Annotated in this window: 21 protein-coding genes; 10 read left to right on the top strand and 11 right to left on the bottom strand. The window is 66.9% G+C overall.

Annotated features, from left to right (window positions below; translation table 11 throughout):
* Nucleotides 1–300: 300 nt before the first annotated feature.
* Nucleotides 301–540 carry a hypothetical protein gene (locus O7632_RS09905; protein ID WP_278113344.1) on the bottom strand — a complete coding sequence of 80 codons (240 nt, stop codon included), beginning with the start codon at nucleotides 538–540 and terminating at the stop codon, nucleotides 301–303.
* Complete coding sequence (locus O7632_RS09900) at nucleotides 509–838, bottom strand: hypothetical protein (protein WP_278113359.1); 330 nt, start codon at nucleotides 836–838, stop codon at nucleotides 509–511. Before O7632_RS09900 ends, O7632_RS09905 begins: the two co-directional genes overlap by 32 nt.
* Nucleotides 839–1490: 652 nt before the next feature.
* Between O7632_RS09900 and O7632_RS09895 the strand changes: the two genes are divergently transcribed.
* The 3 genes from O7632_RS09895 (at nucleotide 1491) to O7632_RS09885 (ending at nucleotide 3811) form a co-directional block, all read left to right on the top strand.
* Complete coding sequence (locus tag O7632_RS09895) at nucleotides 1491–2810, top strand: hypothetical protein (RefSeq protein WP_278113357.1); 1320 nt, start codon at nucleotides 1491–1493, stop codon at nucleotides 2808–2810.
* 15 nt (nucleotides 2811–2825) lie between these two features.
* Nucleotides 2826–3377, top strand: a complete 552-nt coding sequence (locus O7632_RS09890) for a GNAT family N-acetyltransferase (protein ID WP_278113356.1) — start codon at nucleotides 2826–2828, stop codon at nucleotides 3375–3377.
* A gap of 74 nt (nucleotides 3378–3451) precedes the next feature.
* Complete coding sequence (locus O7632_RS09885) at nucleotides 3452–3811, top strand: hypothetical protein (protein ID WP_278113354.1); 360 nt, start codon at nucleotides 3452–3454, stop codon at nucleotides 3809–3811.
* Between the two features lie 99 nt (nucleotides 3812–3910).
* Here O7632_RS09885 and O7632_RS09880 read toward each other — a convergent pair whose 3' ends face one another.
* Complete coding sequence (locus O7632_RS09880) at nucleotides 3911–4783, bottom strand: DNA adenine methylase (protein ID WP_278113352.1); 873 nt, start codon at nucleotides 4781–4783, stop codon at nucleotides 3911–3913.
* Nucleotides 4780–6303: a hypothetical protein gene (locus O7632_RS09875; protein WP_278113350.1), complete on the bottom strand. Its 1524-nt coding sequence runs from the start codon at nucleotides 6301–6303 to the stop codon at nucleotides 4780–4782. Before O7632_RS09875 ends, O7632_RS09880 begins: the two co-directional genes overlap by 4 nt.
* A gap of 617 nt (nucleotides 6304–6920) precedes the next feature.
* Here O7632_RS09875 and O7632_RS09870 point away from each other — a divergent pair.
* Entirely contained in the window at nucleotides 6921–7559 is a 639-nt protein-coding gene (locus tag O7632_RS09870) for a hypothetical protein (protein ID WP_278113348.1), read from the top strand.
* A gap of 843 nt (nucleotides 7560–8402) precedes the next feature.
* On the opposite strand, the gene O7632_RS09865 is transcribed toward O7632_RS09870, so the two are convergent.
* The 5 genes from O7632_RS09865 to O7632_RS09845 all read right to left on the bottom strand — a co-directional run bounded on the left by O7632_RS09865 (nucleotide 8403) and on the right by O7632_RS09845 (nucleotide 10405).
* Nucleotides 8403–8645, bottom strand: coding sequence for a DUF433 domain-containing protein (locus O7632_RS09865; RefSeq protein WP_278119948.1), 243 nt, complete (start codon nucleotides 8643–8645; stop codon nucleotides 8403–8405).
* A gap of 132 nt (nucleotides 8646–8777) precedes the next feature.
* Nucleotides 8778–9041: a Txe/YoeB family addiction module toxin gene (locus O7632_RS09860; RefSeq protein ID WP_278113347.1), complete on the bottom strand. Its 264-nt coding sequence runs from the start codon at nucleotides 9039–9041 to the stop codon at nucleotides 8778–8780.
* Nucleotides 9038–9313 (bottom strand): type II toxin-antitoxin system Phd/YefM family antitoxin, encoded by a 276-nt coding sequence (locus tag O7632_RS09855; protein ID WP_278113345.1) that lies wholly within the window; start codon nucleotides 9311–9313, stop codon nucleotides 9038–9040. The genes O7632_RS09860 and O7632_RS09855 overlap by 4 nt, the downstream gene beginning before the upstream one ends.
* Nucleotides 9314–9867: 554 nt before the next feature.
* Complete coding sequence (locus tag O7632_RS09850; RefSeq protein WP_278113344.1) at nucleotides 9868–10107, bottom strand: hypothetical protein; 240 nt, start codon at nucleotides 10105–10107, stop codon at nucleotides 9868–9870.
* Entirely contained in the window at nucleotides 10076–10405 is a 330-nt protein-coding gene (locus O7632_RS09845) for a hypothetical protein (RefSeq protein WP_278113342.1), read from the bottom strand. The genes O7632_RS09850 and O7632_RS09845 overlap by 32 nt, the downstream gene beginning before the upstream one ends.
* A 480-nt stretch (nucleotides 10406–10885) precedes the next feature.
* Here O7632_RS09845 and O7632_RS09840 point away from each other — a divergent pair, with 480 nt between their 5' ends.
* From O7632_RS09840 to O7632_RS09815, 6 genes are all read left to right on the top strand, one after another.
* Nucleotides 10886–12196: a helix-turn-helix transcriptional regulator gene (locus tag O7632_RS09840; RefSeq protein ID WP_278113340.1), complete on the top strand. Its 1311-nt coding sequence runs from the start codon at nucleotides 10886–10888 to the stop codon at nucleotides 12194–12196.
* 33 nt (nucleotides 12197–12229) lie between these two features.
* Nucleotides 12230–13105: a DMT family transporter gene (locus tag O7632_RS09835; RefSeq protein ID WP_278113339.1), complete on the top strand. Its 876-nt coding sequence runs from the start codon at nucleotides 12230–12232 to the stop codon at nucleotides 13103–13105.
* Nucleotides 13106–13176: 71 nt separating this feature from the next.
* Nucleotides 13177–13845 (top strand): YdcF family protein, encoded by a 669-nt coding sequence (locus O7632_RS09830; RefSeq protein ID WP_278113337.1) that lies wholly within the window; start codon nucleotides 13177–13179, stop codon nucleotides 13843–13845.
* Between the two features lie 284 nt (nucleotides 13846–14129).
* Nucleotides 14130–14741, top strand: coding sequence for a GntR family transcriptional regulator (locus tag O7632_RS09825; RefSeq protein WP_278113335.1), 612 nt, complete (start codon nucleotides 14130–14132; stop codon nucleotides 14739–14741).
* Between the two features lie 281 nt (nucleotides 14742–15022).
* The gene (locus tag O7632_RS09820) at nucleotides 15023–16243 is read left to right on the top strand and encodes an MFS transporter (RefSeq protein ID WP_278113334.1); all 1221 of its coding nucleotides are present in this window, start codon (nucleotides 15023–15025) and stop codon (nucleotides 16241–16243) included.
* Nucleotides 16240–17541: an MFS transporter gene (locus tag O7632_RS09815; RefSeq protein WP_278113333.1), complete on the top strand. Its 1302-nt coding sequence runs from the start codon at nucleotides 16240–16242 to the stop codon at nucleotides 17539–17541. The genes O7632_RS09820 and O7632_RS09815 overlap by 4 nt, the downstream gene beginning before the upstream one ends.
* 32 nt (nucleotides 17542–17573) lie before the next feature.
* Here O7632_RS09815 and O7632_RS09810 read toward each other — a convergent pair whose 3' ends face one another.
* Together O7632_RS09810 and speB are read right to left on the bottom strand one after the other, a co-directional pair.
* Nucleotides 17574–19439 carry an ABC transporter ATP-binding protein gene (locus tag O7632_RS09810; RefSeq protein ID WP_278113331.1) on the bottom strand — a complete coding sequence of 622 codons (1866 nt, stop codon included), beginning with the start codon at nucleotides 19437–19439 and terminating at the stop codon, nucleotides 17574–17576.
* On the bottom strand, nucleotides 19436–20407 hold the full coding sequence (speB, locus tag O7632_RS09805; protein WP_278113329.1) for an agmatinase: 972 nt from the start codon (nucleotides 20405–20407) through the stop codon (nucleotides 19436–19438). Before speB ends, O7632_RS09810 begins: the two co-directional genes overlap by 4 nt.
* Nucleotides 20408–20413: the final 6 nt, after the last annotated feature.

Raw genomic sequence — 20413 nt, 5'->3', positions numbered from 1 at the left:
TCACGGCTCACCTCCTCGTTGTTCTCGACCACGTCCCATACTCGCACACCAGTCCCGAGCACGGGATCAGCCGCGATACGGGCGACGCGGCCGGGTGCCTCAGGTCTATCGGTTCGGCCATTGTCGCGGTAGGTAGCCGTACCGGCCGAAGACCCGCAACGCGATCCGCCGCCGGCCGCAGTGAAACCGGCCGCACCCCGGACACCGGCCGTCACGGTCAGGTCCGGGATGCCGGTCCAGCAACCGCTGCGCAGCCCGCAGCTCGACATACGGCAGCGGCAGGCGGCGCACGGCGGCGGTTCAGTTCCGGTCGGCTGCCAGCAGCGACGCCCGCGCCATCACCAACGCGTGATCGCCCCACGAACCGTCGAGGTTGAGCTTCAGACCTTCCAGCCAGATCCACTCGTCACTGTCCGGCCGGTTCGTGATCAGCCGTACGCCGGTCAACCGCATCACGACCGGGCCGTCCGCCGGCCGGTACCGATCCGTCGGTTGCAGTCGGATCGTGTCACCGAGTCTGACCCGGATGTCGAACGCCACGGTTACCCTCCATCCTCATCCCTGCCGGCGTCATCCCCGACCCCGGCCGTAGTCCCCCGGCCACGGGCCGCCGGTCGTGGACGACGATCCGACGCAGCCCCGCCCGCCGGACGAACACCTCCCGCCGCTCCACCGCCGACCCCGTCGAATCCAGCACATAGCCCGTCAACCAACACCAACCGATGTACGTCTGCTCCTTCCGGATCGCGGTCACCCGGAAGATCAGCGCCCGGTCACCGGCGAACTGCACCGACGCCGCAGCACCGATCCGCAGCACATCCCCCACCTTCAGATCCATCACCGGGCCACCCCTGGTCGGTTGGATGGGCGCCGAGCCGGGCGGGGATCAGCAGCCCCCACGTGCACAGCTGTCGGGATCAGCGGCACGGCCAGCACGCCACCTACCCAGCACCCAGCCCGGCGCCCCGTCTCGATCACCCGGCCGCCGACCCGCCGCCAGGTGTGTCACCGCCGGCAGCACTGTGCCCGCCGCAGTCCGGGCACGGCCGCCGCCGCAACCGGTGCGGATCGGCCGGAGCGCGGAGCACCCGACGCGGAGACGCCACCTTCCAGCCGCGCCCCTCACACGCCACACACGCCGGACCGGTCGCCGCCGACCCGCCGGGACTCGGAGCGTCTGTTCCCGTATGGCAGCGCACGGCCGCAGACCTGCCGCCAGCGAACACCGCCGCGCCGACGCCGACCAGCCGAGGAGCGACGAGCCAGCCGCCGGCCGGGCACACTCGGGACAGCGTCACATCACCAGGCACAGCAATCCATAACCGGTTCACGACAACGATCGTCCACCGACCTAACAGGACAAAACGAGGACCCGGCCCGGCACATCAGACGGACCTCACCAGGACCACATCAGGACACGGGTTGCCGTCCGGACATCCACCGGACCAGCCTTGACAGCAGAACCGCCACCGTCCAGGAAGGCACACCGGATGGCACCCCCACGGCGCGAACCCCGAACCGTGCTCGAGTACCTCATCCAGCACAGCGACCGCACCTACGAAGAACTCGCCGACGAGTTCACCCGCCACGACCCCCACGCCGTGATCAGCGCCCGCCACCTCGCCCGCCTCGCCCGAGGCGAACGCGACCTCACCGGCGCCAACCCCGCCACCCGCCGCGCCCTACAAGCCATGTTCGGCCGCCCCGTCGACGAACTCCAACAACCCTGGACCGGCAACCACCCCGTACCGCCCGCGCAGCGCACCCCGACCACCCCTCAACCGCTGCTGTCCGGCCCCGGAACCGAAAGGAACCTGCTCGCCATGGCCGCCGAACGCGCCCGCCGCTACGCCCTGCTCGCCGCCGAAGCCACCACCCCCGCCGCCATCACCAGCCTCGCCGAAGACGTCCAACGCCTCGCCCTGGCCTACCCGCAGCAGCCCGTCAGCCACATCATCGGCGACCTCACCGAAACACAGGACACCCTGTTCACCCTCCTGGAACGCCGCCAACCCCCCGCTCAATCGCGGGACCTGCACTTCCTCGCCGGCATCACCAGCGGCCTACTCGCCAAGGTCTCCCACGACCTCGCCGACCCGCACTCAGCGATGCTGCAAGCCCGCACCGCCGTACTCTGCGCCGACCAGGCCGGACACCCCGGACTGCAAGCCTGGCTCCGCGGCCTCCAATCGCTGGTCGCCTACTGGGCCGGCCGCTACGCCGAAGCCGTCCGCTACGCCAACACCGGCACCCACCACGCCCAGCAGACCGGCGGCACCACCTCCGTATGGCTTCCGATCAGCGCCGCCCGCGCCTACGCCGCCCTCGGCAACGCCGAACAGGCCAAAGCCGCCATCACCGAAGCCGAACAAGCGTGGACACGCGTCCAACCCGACGAAATGGACGAGATGGGCGGCATCTGCACCTTCTCCCACCCACGCACCCTCTACTACGCCGCCGACGCCCTCGCCTGGCTACCCGACGAAGCCGCCACCGCCGAGGAATACGCCACCCAAGCCGTCGCCGCCTACGCCGACCCCCACGACCCCGCATGGGCCTTCGGCGACCAGGCCGGCAGCCACACCGACCTAGCCATCGCCCGCGTCGCCGGCCGCGACCTCGACGCCGCCGCCGACGCCATCGCACCCGTACTGGAACTCCCCGCCGAACAGCGCATCAACGGCATCATCCACTCCGTCCGCCGCGTACACCAAGCCATCACCCGCGCCGGATACGCCACCGACGCCCGCGACCTGGTCGACGGCATCGAACACTTCACCCACACCCCCGCCAACGCCCTCCCCCGGTAAGGCACCATCACCGGCATGGACCCGATCCACCTCACCGGCCGACTCGTCGACCTACGCGACTTCCGCACCAGCGACATCCCCGACGCGGTCGGCATCGTCGGAGACGAGCGCGTGACCCGCTGGCTGTCCTTCGACGCCCGCGACCAGGACCAAACCGCCGCCATGATCGAAGACGCCATCAGCCGAGCACAGCACCAGCCGCGCACCGAGTACTACCTAGCCGTCGTCGACAAACAGGACCGGATGATCGGCTTCGGCCGCCTCGGACTCGGCGGCGTCCAGGCCGCCAAACTCGGCTACGCCATCCACGCCGACCACTGGGGCCACGGCTACGCCACCGACGCCGCCCACACCCTCATCACCCACGGCTTCCGAACACTCCGACTACACCGCATCACCGCCGCCATCGGACCCGACAACACCGCATCCATCACCGTAGCCAAACGACTCGGGATGACCTACGAAGGCCGCCTCCGCGACCAAGTCCACACCAACGGCGCATGGCGAGACTCCCTGCTCTACTCCATCCTCGCCCCAGAATGGACACGCCAGGCAGACCAGCCGTAGGACCGGCGGGACAACAGGACCAGGACCAGCGGCCGCAAGATCACCCGTAGTCGCCGCGCCGGTACCATCACGGCATGCGAGACGACCCCACCCCGGACACGCAACGCCTCGCCACCCGCGCCGCCGCCATCCGCGCCGCAGCCGCCGAACTCCTCACCCGCGTGACCGAATGGCGCAACTCCCCACACTGGCAAGACACCCCCACCAACCAACACCGCTACCGCACCACGGTCGACGCCTGCGCGCAGCTCGACGCACTACCCGACCCGGTTACACCAGACCACCTCGCCGACATGACCACCACCATCCGGCCCGCATGCGCCGTCTGGAATCCCAGCCGCCCGGGCTCCCAACAGGCAATCCACGCCGCAGCGGAACGCTTGTCGGCAAGCGTCGTACGTAGCAACATACCTGACCGACCGCGAATGCTGTGAGGAATTCTGTACATCTTCAGGCCACCCGCTCCACGGTCTGCGGACCGATGGCAGACGGGAATAGCTCGGTGGGCTTTATGTGACCGTGACCCCAGGACTTCACGCGATCCAGACACCGTGACGATTAGACGAAACAGCCAGGTCGCCAACACGGAGACCCTTACTGAAGAGCATGAATTCGCGGCCAATCTTTTGAGTCTGGGCAGTATGCGAAATGCTGTATTGGATGCACCGGTTCAGTGGGTAAAGATTTCTGACGCGCTCATCGACATCGTATGTCAGGACCCACGGATGGCGCAGCCTTGCGAGAACTTTTGCAAGTCTCTCATGGTCGCCCCAAGAATGGGAACTCATGTATAGCTCCTCGCCTTTTACTAGGTAAGGAGGGTCCACATAGAGAAGAACGGGTTTGATTGATTTGGATAGAGATTCCAGAAAGGTAATCGCAGGTTCTTGGGTAACCTGGATCGAATCGCTCAGTGCTTCCAGCTTTCGTATTCGCTGGAACAGATTCGTTCTGTTGAACCGCGCATCAATTTTCCACTTGCCTGCCTGATCAAGGCCGCCGATAGGTCGAGCAGTTAAGATACCTGACCGGTTACACCGATTGAGGAAAAACGTTGAGTAACCGAGCTCAAAATCGTCATGCCCCTCGGGCTCCAGATACACCCGCCTATGGCGATGCCAAGCACCTATGCTTACATCGGCCTCCCGAACTCTCTCTGCAAAGTCCTCGTTCCGATAAAGCACGGCCCGCCAGAAGGCGGCAATTCCCGGATTGAGGTCGTTAATCAGGAGCTTGCCTATATAGCCTTCAGCAAGAAGATACAGCCCAGCGCCAGCCCCACCAGCATAGGGTTCGGCATAGGTGTCGATCCGAGCCGCTTGATCGGCGAGTAGCCGAGCGAAGTAGGGGCCGAGCTTGCCCTTGCCACCCGGGTATCTCAATGGTGAGATAAATGCCGTCTTCACAGCTTGCTGTCGATCTGAACGAGAAGCGGACGAAATGCCTTACTGAAGCGCCGGGCGAGGTGTGGATCCGGGTTGACTCCTGGATTATGGACGAAGCCGTTTAAGTACTGCATTCCCGGCCCCGCAGGAGCGTTGGGAGCAGCGGAATCGCCCGCTACCTCGATATAAGCCTGCTCCAATTCCTTATCCCGCTTTCTGCTGTACTCTATATGAGGATCAAGAAACTTTAGCATACTAACGATCTTGTCTTTCAGGGGGTCACCTTCTTTCTTGCCCGTAAGGCCGAGAGCCGAAGGACTGGATACCGATAGCTCGACAATTACCCGCATCATTACGCAAGCGATGCTTGGGAACATATCGACCTCCAACTGCCTACACTCCTGCAGAAGTTTCTGCACCCGATCAGGATGATTGGGAAGCTTCAGCCCTTGCAGTAAGTATCGTTCTGGACGCGCCTCGCGCCGCTTAGGGCCCGAGTTGGGTGCGCCACCCGACCCGATTGCAGTTGTGCCGCTCGACGCCCCGTCGACCCGTCCAAGAACCCCATCACCGGCGTTGAACCTCTCAGCGGAATCGTTCTCACCATCTCGGACTGGTTCGTCGTCAGATTCGATCGGACCCTCGACTGTGGCCGAAAGCGTATTGCCCGGCCCTTCCGCAAGTCGAAATGGCGTCGCGGACGCATCCTCATCCTTGGGAATAAGGTGCGGGATTGTTAACAGTAGCGCGCGGCGTTTCTCGGGATTCTTGAAGACATCAACGGGCTTGTCCAGGATTAGCGAGAATGCCCAAACAAACAAATCTCTCAGATCGTCGCTAGTATGCCTCGTCAACAAAATTCGTTCACGGAGCGCACTTCCCTCATCGACCCGCACCGAGAGGTGGAGGCGATTCAGAACATCCAGCGAGAACAGTCGCCCGATATTCGTCAACTTTTCTCGACGCACTTGGCGAACCAGTGCGACCAGCTCCGCATCTCCCGCATAAACCGCTTCCACCTCGTCCGCTATGACAAGGGATCGCAACGTACCACTATCAATCGAAGACCTATTCGCGCGCCGCGCATGTCTTGCAGCCTGATCTGTACTCCAGCGCTTAAGGCCTCGGCCGTTGTTCTCGCCCGTGTGCCGAAGCACAATCCAGTAGTCTGCCTCTTCCCGACTCTGCAATATCAACGTGAAGACCGTTTTTGGCGGCGCACCCAGGGCGCGAGCGCGCCGAAAGGCCGCTTCATGCTCCTCGTTGTTAGCTAACGCCGGATCATTCAATAGCTTGAGGGCGGCAAAGCGACGATTTCCCTCAAGGATGATGTACTTTGATCCATCCTTAACAGCAATGGGGAGTTCCGCCGGGTTGGTCTGCCCTGATTTAGCCATATCGCGTGCAAGATTGATTAGAGCGTCCGCGCCCTCGTCCAAAAGACGGTTGATTGCGTCGCGGTCACTTGAGGTGCCATCAGGAAGCCGTGGATTCCGGGAATCAAGGATGACCTGGGCCGGCCGCAAATACTTGTAGGTCATGCACCACTCCCTCGCCGTCGCTCTGCGTCGAGTCGATCATTGTCTACTGTACTGTGCAGAGCTTGACCACTGTCAAGGATCTGACACCAGCGGTCTGCGTCTGTGGATGGGTGCGCAGAGCTCGCAAGCTGTTAGTCCGCTATGCAGCGAGATCCGGGTCAGTGCGGAGTGACCAGTCGCATTAGCCCGAAGTCGTCCAACGTTCAGCCTGGTAGGAGGCAGGGCAACACCAGCAGTGCTAGTCCACTTCTCCTAGGCCGCGTGTTGCGGACTGGTGACAGCAGCGTCGACAGCAACGGAACTCGACCAGGACTACCACAGGCGGCGCAACGTGGACGAGCGCCCGAGGTGACAGACGTGGGCATGCACCGCCAGACAGCGCACAGAACCTGAGAGCGAGGAGTTGGAGCTCCCGGCCGAGGCGGGGTGGTCAGACCAAGCTGTCCCAATTTCCCCACACTGCCGAGACGTTCTCTTCTGGATCAAGGCGCCGCTACGCGGCGCACCCCGGCTGGCTCTGCGCCGCCTGCTGGCGGCCTCCGGCCGGCATCGGCCGCGCAGAGCCGCCACGGAGGATCTCTGATGCGCACTACGACAGGTTGCGCGATGATCCTGCCGTGGAAGTTTGGTCACACGGAGCCAACCTCTACGAGGTCAGCTCGAACTACAGCCTGCCTGACGACGCCTGGTGTTACGAGCTGGCCGGGCTGTGCGGAACCGCAGGCACCGGCCCTTACCTCGCAATCGCTATCCCCGACGCCACCCCTGACAACGGCCCCTTCACCCCGCAGCCGGCCCAGCTCGCCACCATCCGTCTGGCCAGCGGCCAGACACCCTGGCTCATCCTGCGCCGGTTCCTCGACCTGGTCGAGTCCTCAGGCGACCTCATCTACGACCAGCAGGCTCCGAGCGAGGACGCTGAGCTGCCGCTGTCACGCAACCTCTGGGAGCACGACGGCCGGCAGTTCGAGGTCAACTCCTTCTACTTCAGCGAGCATGACTCCTGGTGCTACGAGATGTACGAGGTCGACACCCAGTCAGCAGACAACGCCTACATCGAGGTACGCGTCCCTGATGCGTCTCCCGACGACGGACCCTTCACCCCCCAGCCAGCCGACCAGGTCAGCTGCACCGCTCACGGCAAACTGAGCTTCCCCTGGCCCGTCTTCCGCCGATACATCGACGCCATCAACGCCTCGGGTGACATCGTCGATGAGCGAGCCGGGACGGCCAGTGAGGCTCAGCCACGGCCGTGACGATCGCGAGGGTGGTCGGTCGCCGTCGAGGGCGGGGCGATCGGCTGCCGCGCCGCTTCGCGGCTTGCCACCGGGCCACGTGGTCCAGGTCGCGGAGAGCCACCGGCACGGCAAGCCGCCCCGGCCCGAAGGCCGGGGCGGAAACCGTACGACGCCGGCCGACCTCGCCCGGCGGTGGGCCATTCACGGACCATAAGCCGGTGCCGAGGAGGTCACCAGCGGGCACGAGCGGATACCACCACCGGCACCGTGACCAGGACGACCAGCAAGATCACGCCCAGGGCAGGCGATCTTCCAAACTGAGGCTCCAGGCACCAACCTCGCTCCGGCCACAGAGCAGGGACAGCAGCGTTGGGGATCGGCACCTATCCTCCGGGCCATGGGAGCTCTCAAGCCGTGGCACATGTTCGTCCTGATGATCTGCTGCCTCTTGCCGACTGCTGCGGCGATCGTTGGTGGGGTCTGGGCGGTCCGCCGATCTCGTAGCCAGCGCTAAGGCACTTCCGATCTCGATGAACGTGGTCCGGTCGCCGTGAGCCAGCGCTACGAAGAACCGCCCGGCCCTCAGGCCGGGGCGGCGATGCGGACGGCGCGGACGGCCGCGCCAACCAGCTTCGAAGGCGAGACCGCCACGGACTATGCGCGGACTGATCATGACGCACCTTGGTCGGGTAGTAGGCGCCGCCGCAGCTCAGAGGCCGGCGGGCCACCTGATCCGAATTCCATTCCTAAACCGTGTGTCGCAGGTTCGAATCCTGCCGGGGGCACCAGCACAAGGCGCTGAACAGCGACAAGCCAGACTGGGCCGAGACGCCGATCTATTCGTCTCCGATCCGCCGGCCATCAGGCCATCAGGCGCCGGGCACAACCTCCGGCCGGGTGACGCAACGGCAGTTCCCGCTCCCGAACAGTCTCAGCGGCGAAGCGCAGCGCCGTCCGAACATCATCAACGACCAAGTCCGGCAGCTCCGACACGATCTCGTCAGCGCTCATGCCGTCGGCGGCCATCGCCATAACCGTCGCCACCGGGATACGCAGCCCTCGGACGCACGGTGCCCCGCCCATCCAGGCAGCGTCAACGGTGATCCGCTCAAGCTCATGCCGTCCTCATAGCCCTCCGTGATTCAGCCCTGACCACCGAAGGTAACAGCAGCTACTACGAAACGTCGAAGAGGCGGAGGCCGTCGTACTCGGCGACGTCGGCGACGTCGAGACCAGTCAGTCGCTGTAGTGGTACCGGGCCTTGATGATTTTTACTTCCTTCTCGTCGGCCCGGTACACGAGGCGATGTTCATCGTCAATCCGCCGTGACCAGTAGCCGGACAGATCGCCTTTCAGCGGTTCCGGCTTGCCTGCGCCGGTAAACGGGTCACGCTGGATCTCACCAATCAGGCGGGTGATCCGGCGAGCCTTCTTCCGATCCGAGGCAAGCCAGAAGAGCAAGTCTTCCCATGCGTCGGGATCGAAGTTGACCCTCCTCACTCCTCACCCCCGGCCAGCTCCCGCAGCTCATCCATGGTCTTGGCGATCGAGGGGCCGCCCGCCCGGTCCCGGGCGACGGCTTCCATGAGCCGCCTCGCGTTTGCGGGAGACCGCAGCAGGTACACGGTTTCCTGCCAGGCGTCGTAGTCCTCCGCCGACATGAGCACCACGTCCCCGCTGCGCGAGCTGATGCGTATCGGGTGGTGATCGGCGTTGACTCGCTCGATAAGGGGGAACAGGCGCTGGCGCGCTTCGCTCGCGCTGATGGACATGGTTACGCTCCCTCCGGTACGTACAGAAATACCGTACCACTGCCGTACCAAAATCTTGTACGACTTCTGCATGTGGCAGGACGCAGCGGATGCCGGGCCTGTCGGCCGAGGAGCGTACGAGACGGCGCGGCTGGCGTACGAAACGCGGCAACGGCGGGCGGGGACTGCGTGACCAGCCGGACGGGACCAGAGCGAGTTGGCGGCGGAAGGCCAGGGACGATCCAGCCGGCCGTTTCTGTGGCCAGGTTCGAGGCCGAGGGTCGGTCTGTGATGCACCCACGTCCATCCGCCTGCACCAGCAGCTTGGACGCACCGTGCCAACCGGTGATGATCAACCATCACGGCCGGGTGCCCCAGGTCTGCCGGTTCGGCCATTGTCGCGGTAGGTAGCCGTACCGTCCGAACACGCGCAACGCGATCCGCCGCCGGCCGCAGTGAAACCGGCCGCACCCCGGACACCGGCCGTCACGGTCAGGTCCGGGATGCCGGTCCAGCAACCGCTGCGCAGCCCGCAGCTCGACATACGGCAGCGGCAGGCGGCGCACGGCGGCGGTTCAGTTCCGGTCGGCTGCCAGCAGCGACGCCCGCGCCATCACCAACGCGTGATCACCCCACGAACCGTCGAGGTTGAGCTTCAGACCTTCCAGCCAGATCCACTCGTCACTGTCCGGCCGGTTCGTGATCAGCCGCACGCCGGTCAACCGCATCACGACCGGGCCGTCCGCCGGCCGGTACCGATCCGTCGGTTGCAGCCGGATCGTGTCACCGAGTCTGACCCGGATGTCGAACGCCACGGTTACCCTCCATCCTCACCCCTGCCGGCGTCATCCCCGACCCCGGCCGCTGCTCCCCTGTCCCGGGCCGCCGGTCGTGGACGACGATCCGACGCAGCCCCGCCCGCCGGACGAACACCTCCCGCCGCTCCACCGCCGACCCCGTCGAATCCAGCACGTAACCCGCCAACCAACACCAACCGATGTACGTCTGCTCCTTCCGGATCGCGGTCACCCGGAAGATCAGCGCCCGGTCACCGGCGAACTGCACCGACGCCGCAGCACCGATACGCAGCACATCCCCCACCTTCAGATCCATCACTAGGCTGCCCCCGAACGTTTGGATGGGCGCCGAGCCGGGCGGGGATCAGCAGCCCCCACATGCACAGCTGTCGGGATCAGCGGCACGGCCAGCACGCCACCTACCCAGCACCCAGCCCGGCGCCCCGTCTCGATCACCCGGCCGCCGACCCGCCGCCAGGTCCGTCACGGTGGGCAGCACTACGCCGGCCACGGGCAGCCGTTGATTGATCTGCGTGTAGCCAAGCGTCACCCGTACTCCATCCCGAGTGGTGGAAGCCGCACTTGTCGCGGCCCTCGCGCGCCGCCCATCGCGTAGTCGAGTTGAACACGACCAAAGAATGCCCGCACCTGAGTAGACAGTCGACCACGTCTGGTGTGGTCCTCGACCTCTGCCGACTCCCCGTCTCGCGGGGACAAGCCAACGAACAGAGTTCCATGCGGAGCGATCGACCAGTAGATTTGTGATTGTCAGAAAATCCAGTGGCGAGGAGAAGCCGTGCCGCGAAGTGCACGCAGTTTCCAGAGAGAAGCCGATCAACTTCGTGCCAGAGGTCTCACCTATCGACAGATCGCCAGACAGTGGAAAGCAGAGTACGAGATCAACTCGCGGGTCGCGTTCCGGTTGGCTCACGGGATGACGCAGGCAGAGGTAGCTCGGCGATGGAACGAGCTGTGGCCGGACGCTGACACGCCGAAGACAGCGAAACAGATCTCGTACTGGGAGATCTGGCCGGGTCCAGCGGGCCGGGCACCCTCGCTGGACACGCTGAACAAGCTCGCGTACCTGTACCGCTGTAGCGCGGGAGAACTGCTGGACGGCGAGGACTACAGCGACCTCGACAGCCTCAGCGCCATAAACGCGAACGTTCACGATCCTTCGCCGCCTGCGGCAACCAGCAGCGGACGAATCAGCAAGGTCACAGACGGGGTGATCGCCGATCTGGAAACGCTGACCGACACCTACCGGCACCTCGACTACCGCGAAGGCTCGGGTCGAGTCAGCGCCGAAGTAGCTAATCACTTGAAAACGATGCTGGGGGTCAGCAACCGAACCCCTACCGGCGCCACCCATCGCCGTCTGTTACGGGCTGCCGGAGACGCGGCCCAGCTGGCGGGGTGGCTCGCTATCGACGCGCAGAAGTACGACCAGGCTGAAGGTTACTGCCGGCTGGCGGTGTCCCTGGCCGAGAAAGCGAACGACCGAGCACTGCACGCGTACGGCCTGGGTGTGATCAGCTATATCCGCCTCCACGCGGGCGATGGCAAAGGGGCGCTCGACGTGCTGAGCGTCGCGCAGTCGCTGGTACCCGGACGCAGCGCTCCCGCCGTCAGATCGTGGCTGAGCGAAGCTGTCGGCGAGGCGTACGGGTTCCTCGGACAGCCGAAGACGGGCATTACCGCGCTCGTGGAGGCTGAACGGACCTTTGACGCCGTCGTACCGGACACGACCCCGGTCTGGCTGGGCTTCTACAACGCCGAATGTCACGCGGCAAGGCTCAAGGGCAGATGTCTGACCCGCCTACGCCAGCCCCGGCAGGCGACCCGGTCGCTGTACGAAGCACTCACCCTGTTGCCGGCGACCTTCGTCCGGGAACGGGCCGGCACCCTGATCGATCTCGCCACCGCGTACGTGCAGATGCGCCAGGTGGAACAAGCCTGTGATGTGGCGCGGCAAGCCGATGTCATCTCCCGACGTACCGGATCGGAGCGCAACCGCCGACGCCTCCGTGAGCTGCTCGTCGATCTCATGCCGTGGAGCGATCTCGACTGCGTACAGAGTCTCTACCGCCAGGTGCTGCTTAACTAGAGGCGTGCTGACGGCCCCTCACCTGAGTCACCCGTGAGCCGAAGGGCCTGGGTGGCGCTGGTCGTCCTGGCCGCCCTGTGGGGCGCGGTCTATCCGTTGATCGATGTCGCCCTGCGGCAGCTGTCTCCCACCGTCGTCGTCCTCGGGCGGGTCGGGCTCGCCTGTCTCCTGCTCGTACCGCTGGCGATTCACCGAAACGCCCTGGCTGAACTCTGGCGCCGGCCACGAGCGATCATCGAGACCGTCCTGGTGCAGTCGACGATTCCGCTTCTGTTGCTGACCTACGGGCAGCAGTATGTGCCGGCGGGGATCGCCGGCATCCTCATCGGAGCGCAGCCGCTGTTCGTCGCGGTCCTGGCCTACTGGTACGCGCCTGACGAGCGACCACAGGGTCTCAAGGGGATCTCCGGGATCGTGATCGGCTTCATCGGGCTCGTGCTGGTTTTCGGGGTTGATCTGCAGGGTGGCCGACTCGCGCTCCTGGGCGGCCTGCTCGTGCTGGCCGCGGCGCTGTGTTACGCCGCCGGCGCGGTCATGATCCACCGACGCCACGCCGACGCGTCGCCGCTCGGGGTTGCTACCTCCGCGATGCTGGTGACCAGCGCGGCCATGCTCGCACCAGCCGCGTTGAGCTGGCCGGACCGGCTGCCCGCTCCCGACGTCTCGGCGGCGGTGCTGGTCCTCGGCGTCGTCTGCACCGGGCTGACACTCGTCCTGTTCTACACGCTCATCGCGCGTACCGGACCGGCACGAGCAGCGCTCGCCTTCTACTTGTCCCCTGCCTTCGCTGTCATCTTCAGTGCGGTGCTGCTGCGTGAAGAGTTGACAGTCACTGCGGCGGCCGGGCTGGGTGCGATCGTGATCGGCTGCCTGCTCGCGGCTCAGCGTACGGACCGATCGCCGGCATAGCCCCGTCCGGCGACCACTCCTCCACTAGCGTGAGCCCGTGCTTTCGTAACAATTCGAGGAGGTCGGACGAGATGACCGCGACGAACCGCGTGAGCATCCCCGCCGAGCACCGCCGCGACGTCGAATGCCTGTGGGGTTACCACCAGATGGGCCACGACCTGCGTCCGGTCGATGTCGGCATCGGTCTCGGCAGTCATGATCTCGGCGTGGCCAAGGTCGCGACCGATCTCTACCACCGGGGCATGTACCCGCTCGTCGTGTTCACCGGTGCCAACGCACCGACCACCATCGACCGGTTCCCGCGCGGCGAAGCCGTCCACTACCGCGAGTACGCCCTGGCCAACGGCGTACCCGACGACGCGATCCTGATCGACACCGGAGCCACCAACACCGGCGAGAACATCGTCAACACCCGCCGTCTTCTGGCGGAACACGGCGTCCATCCCCGGTCCGTCATCCTGATGTCTCGGCCGTACCAGCAGCGCCGCGCCTACGCCACCACGAAGAAGCTCTGGCCGGAGGTCGACGTCAGCTGCGCGTCCCATCCGCTGCCGCTCGACGACTACGTCGCCAGCATCGGCGACGCCGACAAGGTGATCAACATGCTGGTCGGCGACACCCAGCGCATCGACAGGTACGCCGAACTCGGCTACGCGATTCCTCAGGAGCTGCCCCGAGCGGTCACCGCCGCCAACGCTCGCCTCATCGACCCCGGCTTCACCCGCCGACTCGTCACCTGACCGGCGGGCATCGTCGGATCAGCGGTCCAGAGCGTCGCGGCCACTGCCCGTAACGGCGACGCATCCGGCCCGTAGGCTAGGCTGTAGATTGTGCATAGGTGCGGTGGAGCGGCGCTGGTCGCCCCCGGTCCGCCGCTGGGACAGCGTGATGGACACGCACGGCGCCATTCGACGGCGGTCGCCGCGGCAGGACAGGAGGACGTGCGATAGCCACGCCAGTCAAGCAACGCAAACAGCCGACTGTCGCGCGGACCGCCAAGACCGCGCAGGCGTGGGCGACCGACGTGCTGCGCGAACGCATTCTGTTGGGCCTGATCCAACCCGGTGACCGGCTCCGCCAGGTCGAGATCGCCGCCGAGCTCGGCCTGTCGACCACCCCGGTACGGGAGTCCTTCCGCTCCTTGGCGACCGAGGGACTGGTCGCGATCGACGAGCACCGTGGCGTGATGGTGCGGAAGCTGACCATCGCCGAGTGCATCGAGATGCAGGAACTGATCGCCGTCGTCGAACCGGACAACCTACGGCACGCGGTGCCGTTGATGGACGAGGCGACGCTGGCCGAGGCCGACGCGTTGTGCCGCAAGATGAGCCGCGCCGACGTCGGCGGCAGCTACGCGCTGCTCAACCGGGAGCTCCATTTGACCTTGGCCCGGCCGTCTGGTCGCCATCGGGCGATCGCCCTGTTGGCCGAGTTGCTCACGCTCAGCGCGCTGCACGTACCGTCGGACAGCGCTCGTCTGCCCGGTCGGCGTGCTCAGTCGCAGCGGGAACACCGGGCGCTGGTCGACGCCGCCCGAGCCGGTGACGGCGAGGAGGCCGCGCGGCTGGCTCACGAGCACTGTCAGCCGATCCTGCGCCTGCTCCGCAGCGATCTGGAGCGCGACCGCGACGAGTGACGTCGGTCAAGTCCCGGCGACCGGGACGCTGACCAGGGACGCGTCTTGTAAGCATTGTGTTTCGCCTCTTGTCGGATCGCCCACGGCTGGTGGATGCTTGATCACGTTGATTATGCACAATCTATAGTGCGCAGCATCGCATCACCACGCCGACCCGACGAAGGAGACACGAGGCACCATGTCGCTGGGATCAGCAAAGGTAGATGTTGAGATCACGTGACGTAGCCGTACCGCCGCCGAAGGCCGACCCCGCGTCGACCTCGACGCGAACTTCGGTATCGGTGTGGGCGATCGCCCTGATCGTGATCTGCCAGAGCACGCAGGGCCTCTCGCTCGGCGGCATCGCCCTGTTCCTCCCGCTGATCCGTGACGATGTCGGGCTGACCTTCGGCCAGGCCGGCACCCTCGGCGCCGTCTCCCTGCTGGTGTTCGCCGCCATGCAGGTCCCGGCGGGATACCTGGCCGACCGGTACGGCCCCAAGCGGCTGTTCCTGCTCGGGCTGGTCGGCCTCAACCTCTGCTCCCTGATCTTCGCTCTGCTGGACTCCTTCACCCTCCTCCTCGTCAACCAGGCCCTCTCCGGCCTGGCCCGGGCGTTCGTCTTCGGTCCCGGACTGCTGCTCATCACCCACGAGTTCCCGGCCCACCGGCGAGCCACCGCGCTCGGCCTCTACGTGGCCGGCGGCTTCTCCTCCAACGTCGTGCTGAGCCTGGCCGGTCCCACCCTGGTCGGCTACGTCGGGTGGCGATGGATCTTCATCGGCTTCTCCCTGCTCGGACTCGGGATCACCGCGCTCTACTGGCGCGCCGGTAGTCCCGGACCGACCCGCCAGCCTGACTCCTACGTACGGCTGCGGGAGCTACCCGGCCTGCTCGCCCACCCGGTGATGTGGGTAGCCGGCGGGGTGCAGTTCGTCCGCTACTCCGTGGTCAACGGCCTGAGCTTCTGGCTGCCCACGTACCTCATCGCGGAAAAGGGCTTCTCCCTGCACACGGCGGGCCTGCTGCTCGCCGGGGCGGCGGTCGTGACCGCACCGTCGAACTTCCTCGGCGGACACGTCTCGGACCGGCTGCGCCGCCCCGCCCTGGTGATCGGCGTCTCGCTGGCCGTGCTCACCGCGACGATCGTGGCCCTGGTCTCGGCGCGCTCGCTGCCCGTCGTCGTCGTGGTGGTGCTGGTGCAGGCCGTCTTCCTCCAGTTCTACTTCGGACCACTGTTCGAGATCCCGATCAGAGTGCTCGGCGTCCGCACCGCCGGCCTGACCAGCGGCTGGTCCAATCTCTGCGCCAACATCGGCGGCCTGAGCTTCGCCTTCGGGCTCGGCCAGGTCAAGGACGTGACCGGTTCGTTCGCCATCGGGATGTACGCGATGGTCGGTCTCTGCCTGCTCGGCCTGCTCGGCGCGTACGGGCTGTCGGTCCTACTCGCCCGGGCCACCCAGGCCGCCCCTTCGGCGACCGAACCGGCAGTCCCCGCCACCGGCCCGGAGCGCACCTTGTGAACTGGCCGAGCCCACGGCTGGTGCTGCCCCGCAGGCGACGGATGGCCCACGCCCGGACGGGCACCGAGCCCGGCCCGTTCGCGGCGCTGTCGATTCCGGTGTTCCGGGCACTGTGGTTCGCCGAATTCGCCGGCGACATGGGCAACTGGATGCACACCGTCGGCGCGCAGTGGGTGATCGTCGGACACGCCAACGCCGTACTGCTCGCGGCGCTGGTCGTGGCGGCGGCGCGGATGCCGGTGCTGGTGCTGTCGGTGCCCATCGGCGCGATCGCCGACTTCGTCGACCGGCGCTGGCTCCTGCTCGGATCCCAGGCGTTCCAGACCCTGGTGGGTGCGGCGCTCGCGGTCACCAGCCTGCTCGGGTGGCTCGGGCCCACCGCTCTACTGGTCTACACCTTGCTGCTTGGCCTCGGATCGGCGCTGTCGACGGTCGCGTTCCAGGCCCTGGTGCCGCAACTCGTCCCCCCACCCCTGCTGCATTCCGCCGTCGCACTCGCCCAGGTGAACCTGAACATCGCGCGGGTGCTGGGGCCGGTGCTCGGCGGTTTGCTCGTCGCCCTGACCGGACCGTCCGCGGTGTTCGTGCTCGACGCGTTCTCCTATCTGGTCTTCGTCGTCGTGCTGTGCTTCTACAAGGTCCCCGGCCGACCGGCCAGAACCCGCCCGGCCCTGCGGCGCGCGCTCGTCGAAGGCATGGTCTTCGCCTGGCGCTCGGTGCTGGTCCGCCGAATCCTGGTGCACTCGTTGCTGATCGGTATCCCGTCGAGCGCCGTCTGGGCGTTGCTGCCGTCGGTGTCGACGCTGCGCCTCGGCGTCGACGCCACCGGTTACGGTCTGCTCCTCGCGGCCGCCGGCGCCGGCAGCGTCGTCGGTGCCCTGCTCCTGCCGGGCCTGCGCCGACGGGCGAGCGACAACACGGGCCTGCTGCTCGCCGGGGTGGCCTCGGCGGGTGCGCTCGGTGCCTTGGCCCTGGTCGAGGACCTCATCGGCGCTGCGGTGGCCCTGTTCGTCTTCGGCGTCACCTGGATGGTCATGCAGACGCCACTGGCGGCCGCCATGGCCCTGACCGCGCCCGATCCGATCCGGGGGCGGGTCATGGCCCTGTTCCAGACGGTACGGATGGGCAGCCAGTCGGTCGGCGCCGTCGCCTGGGGCCTCACGGCGACCGGCCTCGGTATCGTCCCGGCCCTCATGCTCTCCGCCGTGGTCATGGCGATCGCGGGGCTGGCCGCCCTGTGCCTGCCGGTCGGACCGAGACGGCGTACCCCGGGATGGCCGCCTGTCTCCGGCGACTGACGACCCGGCCGTACGCCGAACCGAACGAACCCTTACGCGCGGGCCGCCGTGACATCGCCCGCGTCCAGGCCGCCTGGTTCGGGCATGACAAGGGTGTCGCGGAGCAACATCTCGGTGTACGGGTGCTGCGGGCGGTCCAGGACCTCGTCGGCCGGACCAGCCTCGACGACGACACCGTTCTGCAGGACGACGACCGAGTCCGCGATGGCGCGCACGACGCCGATGTGATGGGTGATGAACAGCATGCTGAGGTTCTCCTCGACCCGCAGCTTCACCAGGAGTTCCAGCACCGACGCCTGGATCGAGACGTCCAGAGCGGAGGTGATCTCGTCACAGATCAGCACCCGGGGCCGGGCGGCGAGCGCACGGGCGATCGCGACGCGCTGCCGCTCACCGCCGCTGAGCTGCGCCGGGTAGCGGGTCTCGTAGTCGGTGGGCAGGGAGACCTGGGCGAGCAGACGGCGTACCTCCTCGCGCTGTCGCGCCGCCCCCTTGACGATCCCGAAGGTCTCCAGCGGCCGGGTGATGATCCGGCCGATCGTGTGGCGCGGGTTCAGCGAGCCGTACGGGTTCTGGAAGATGTACTGGATCTCGCGGCGGGCGACCTTCGCCCGGGATCCGGACGGCCACGGCATCCGCTGGCCGTCGTAGTGCAGCCGGCCGTCGACGGCTTCCTTGTGCAGGCCGCTGACCGCGCGGGCCAGGGTGGTCTTGCCACTGCCGGACTCGCCCACCAGGGCGACGCACTCGCCTTCGCGTACGGTCAGGTCGACACCGAACAGCACCCGGTTCTCGTCGTAGCGCTTGCCGTAGCTGATGTCGACGTTGCGGACGAAGAGCAGCCCGGGCTCGCGGCGTTCCGGCGGTGTCCACCGCTGGTCGGTGTCGGCGGGGCGGGCGTAGCTGGCCGACCGGACGACGTCAGTTCGCAGGCACCGCGACGTGTGACGGGGGCCGACGTCGACGGGTACGGGGGTCGCCACCAGGCAGTCGTCGACGACCAGGTCGCAGCGGGCCGCGAACGGGCAGCCGGCGCCGCGCTCCTTCGGGTTGAGTGGCGTGCCCGCGATGCCGACCAGCTTCCGGCGCTGATCCACGGTCGGGGTGGCGAGGATGAGGCGGCGGGCGTAGGGGTGCGCCGAGGCGGTGAGGATCTCGGCCGCCGGGCCGTCCTCGACGACCAGTCCGGAGTACATGACGGCGATCCTGGTGGCGATTGTCCCGACGACGGTCAGGTCGTGCGTGACGTAGACCGCGGCGACCCCCTCCTCGGCGATGACGTCGCGGATCGTGTCGAGTACGGCCGCCTGTGTCGTGACGTCCAGGCCGGTGGTCGGTTCGTCGAAGACGATGGCCTTCGGCCGGTTGAGCATCGCCATCGCGATGGTGACCCGCTGCAGCTGTCCACCGGAAAGCTGATGGGGGAACCTGCGCAGGAACTCCTTCGTGGCCGGCAGCTTGACCCGGTCGAGCAGGTGCCGGATCCGGTCCCAGTCGGCCGATCTGCGGATCCACCGCGACTCGCCCATGGTCTCGGCCAGCTGCGTCCCGATCCGCAGCGCCGGGTTCAGCGCCGACATCGGATCCTGTGGGACGTAGGAGATCACCCGCCCGCGCGCGCGTCGCCGCGCCGACTCGGTGGCCGTGACCATCTCGACGCCGGCCACCGTGACGGACCCGGACATGGTCAGGTTGTCCCGGGCGAAGCCGAGCAGCGACAGCGCCAGCGTCGTCTTGCCCGAGCCGGATTCGCCCACCAGGCCGAGGACCTCGCCGGCCCGTAGCCCGAAGTCGACTTCCCGGACGATGTCGTACGGTTCGCGGGCGTTGACGGTGACGGTCAGGCCACGGACGTCGAGGACGTGATCGTCGGTGCCGGTGGGCAGGTCGGCGGTCATGACGCGGCCTTCGCGAACATCGCCAGGAGTTCGAAGGCGGCTACCGCGCCGGCCATCGACGTCAGCTCCGCGTGGTCGTAGGCCGGTGACACCTCGACGATGTCGGCGCCGACGATGTTCAGACCGACCAGCCCGTGGAGGATGAGCTGAAGTTCCCGGGTGGTGAGGCCACCGGGTTCGGGGGTGCCGGTCCCGGGTGCGTGCGCGGGATCCAGGACGTCGATGTCGATGCTGACGTAGACGGGATGCTCGCCCACCCGGTCGCGTACGCGGTCGATCGCGTCGTCGACGCCACGGCGCGCGATGTCCAGCGTGGATACGATGGCGAAGCCGAGCCGCCGGTCCTCGCTGAAGTCGTGCGGGCTGTAGACGTAGTTGCGGATCCCGACGTGTGCGGAGCTGTCCAGGGCGAGGATGCCCTCCTCGGCCGCCCGCCGGAACGGCGTGCCGTGGGTGTACCTCGCCCCGAAGTAGCTGTCCCAGGTGTCTAGATGCGCGTCGAAGTGCACCAGCGAGATCGGCCCGTGCTGGGCGTACGCCGCGCGCAGCAACGGCAGGGCAATCGTGTGGTCGCCGCCGATCGTGACGATTTTCGCCACCTGTTCGTAGAGCGCCGTCGCGGCGACCTGAAGCTCGGCCACGGCTTCCTCGATGTCGAACGGGTTGACCGCCACGTCACCGGCGTCGGCGAGCTGCAGCACCTTCCACGGTTCGACGTCCAGCGCCGGGTGGTAGCTGCGCAGCAGCTTGGAACCGGCGCGGATCGCCTGGGGTCCGAAGCGGGCGCCGGGACGGTACGAGACGCCGCTGTCGAACGGTACGCCGAGGATCGCCACGTCCGCGCGGGACACGTCCTGCAGGCGGGGCAGCCGGGCGAAGGTGTCCGGTCCGGCGTAGCGGGGGACCCTGGTCGCGTCGGGCGGCCCGATGGGCAGACCCGGCCCGGCGGACCGTGACTCGTCACTCATTGCCCC

This window comes from Solwaraspora sp. WMMD406, assembly GCF_029626025.1.
Lineage (GTDB): Bacteria > Actinomycetota > Actinomycetes > Mycobacteriales > Micromonosporaceae > Micromonospora_E.
Note: the sequence above shows the minus strand (reverse complement) of the source record. Positions and strands in the feature narration are given on the sequence as shown.

Bases quoted from the DNA above. Each gene is read 5' to 3' on its own strand.
- speB (WP_278113329.1), bottom strand. From the start codon at position 20,407: ATGAGTGACGAGTCACGGTCCGCCGGGCCGGGTCTGCCCATCGGGCCG.
- O7632_RS09895 (WP_278113357.1), top strand. From the start codon at position 1,491: ATGGCACCCCCACGGCGCGAACCCCGAACCGTGCTCGAGTACCTCATC.
- O7632_RS09875 (WP_278113350.1), bottom strand. From the start codon at position 6,303: ATGACCTACAAGTATTTGCGGCCGGCCCAGGTCATCCTTGATTCCCGG.
- O7632_RS09810 (WP_278113331.1), bottom strand. From the start codon at position 19,439: ATGACCGCCGACCTGCCCACCGGCACCGACGATCACGTCCTCGACGTC.
- O7632_RS09855 (WP_278113345.1), bottom strand. From the start codon at position 9,313: ATGTCCATCAGCGCGAGCGAAGCGCGCCAGCGCCTGTTCCCCCTTATC.
- O7632_RS09830 (WP_278113337.1), top strand. From the start codon at position 13,177: ATGACCGCGACGAACCGCGTGAGCATCCCCGCCGAGCACCGCCGCGAC.
- O7632_RS09885 (WP_278113354.1), top strand. From the start codon at position 3,452: ATGCGAGACGACCCCACCCCGGACACGCAACGCCTCGCCACCCGCGCC.
- O7632_RS09900 (WP_278113359.1), bottom strand. From the start codon at position 838: ATGGATCTGAAGGTGGGGGATGTGCTGCGGATCGGTGCTGCGGCGTCG.
- O7632_RS09845 (WP_278113342.1), bottom strand. From the start codon at position 10,405: ATGGATCTGAAGGTGGGGGATGTGCTGCGTATCGGTGCTGCGGCGTCG.
- O7632_RS09890 (WP_278113356.1), top strand. From the start codon at position 2,826: ATGGACCCGATCCACCTCACCGGCCGACTCGTCGACCTACGCGACTTC.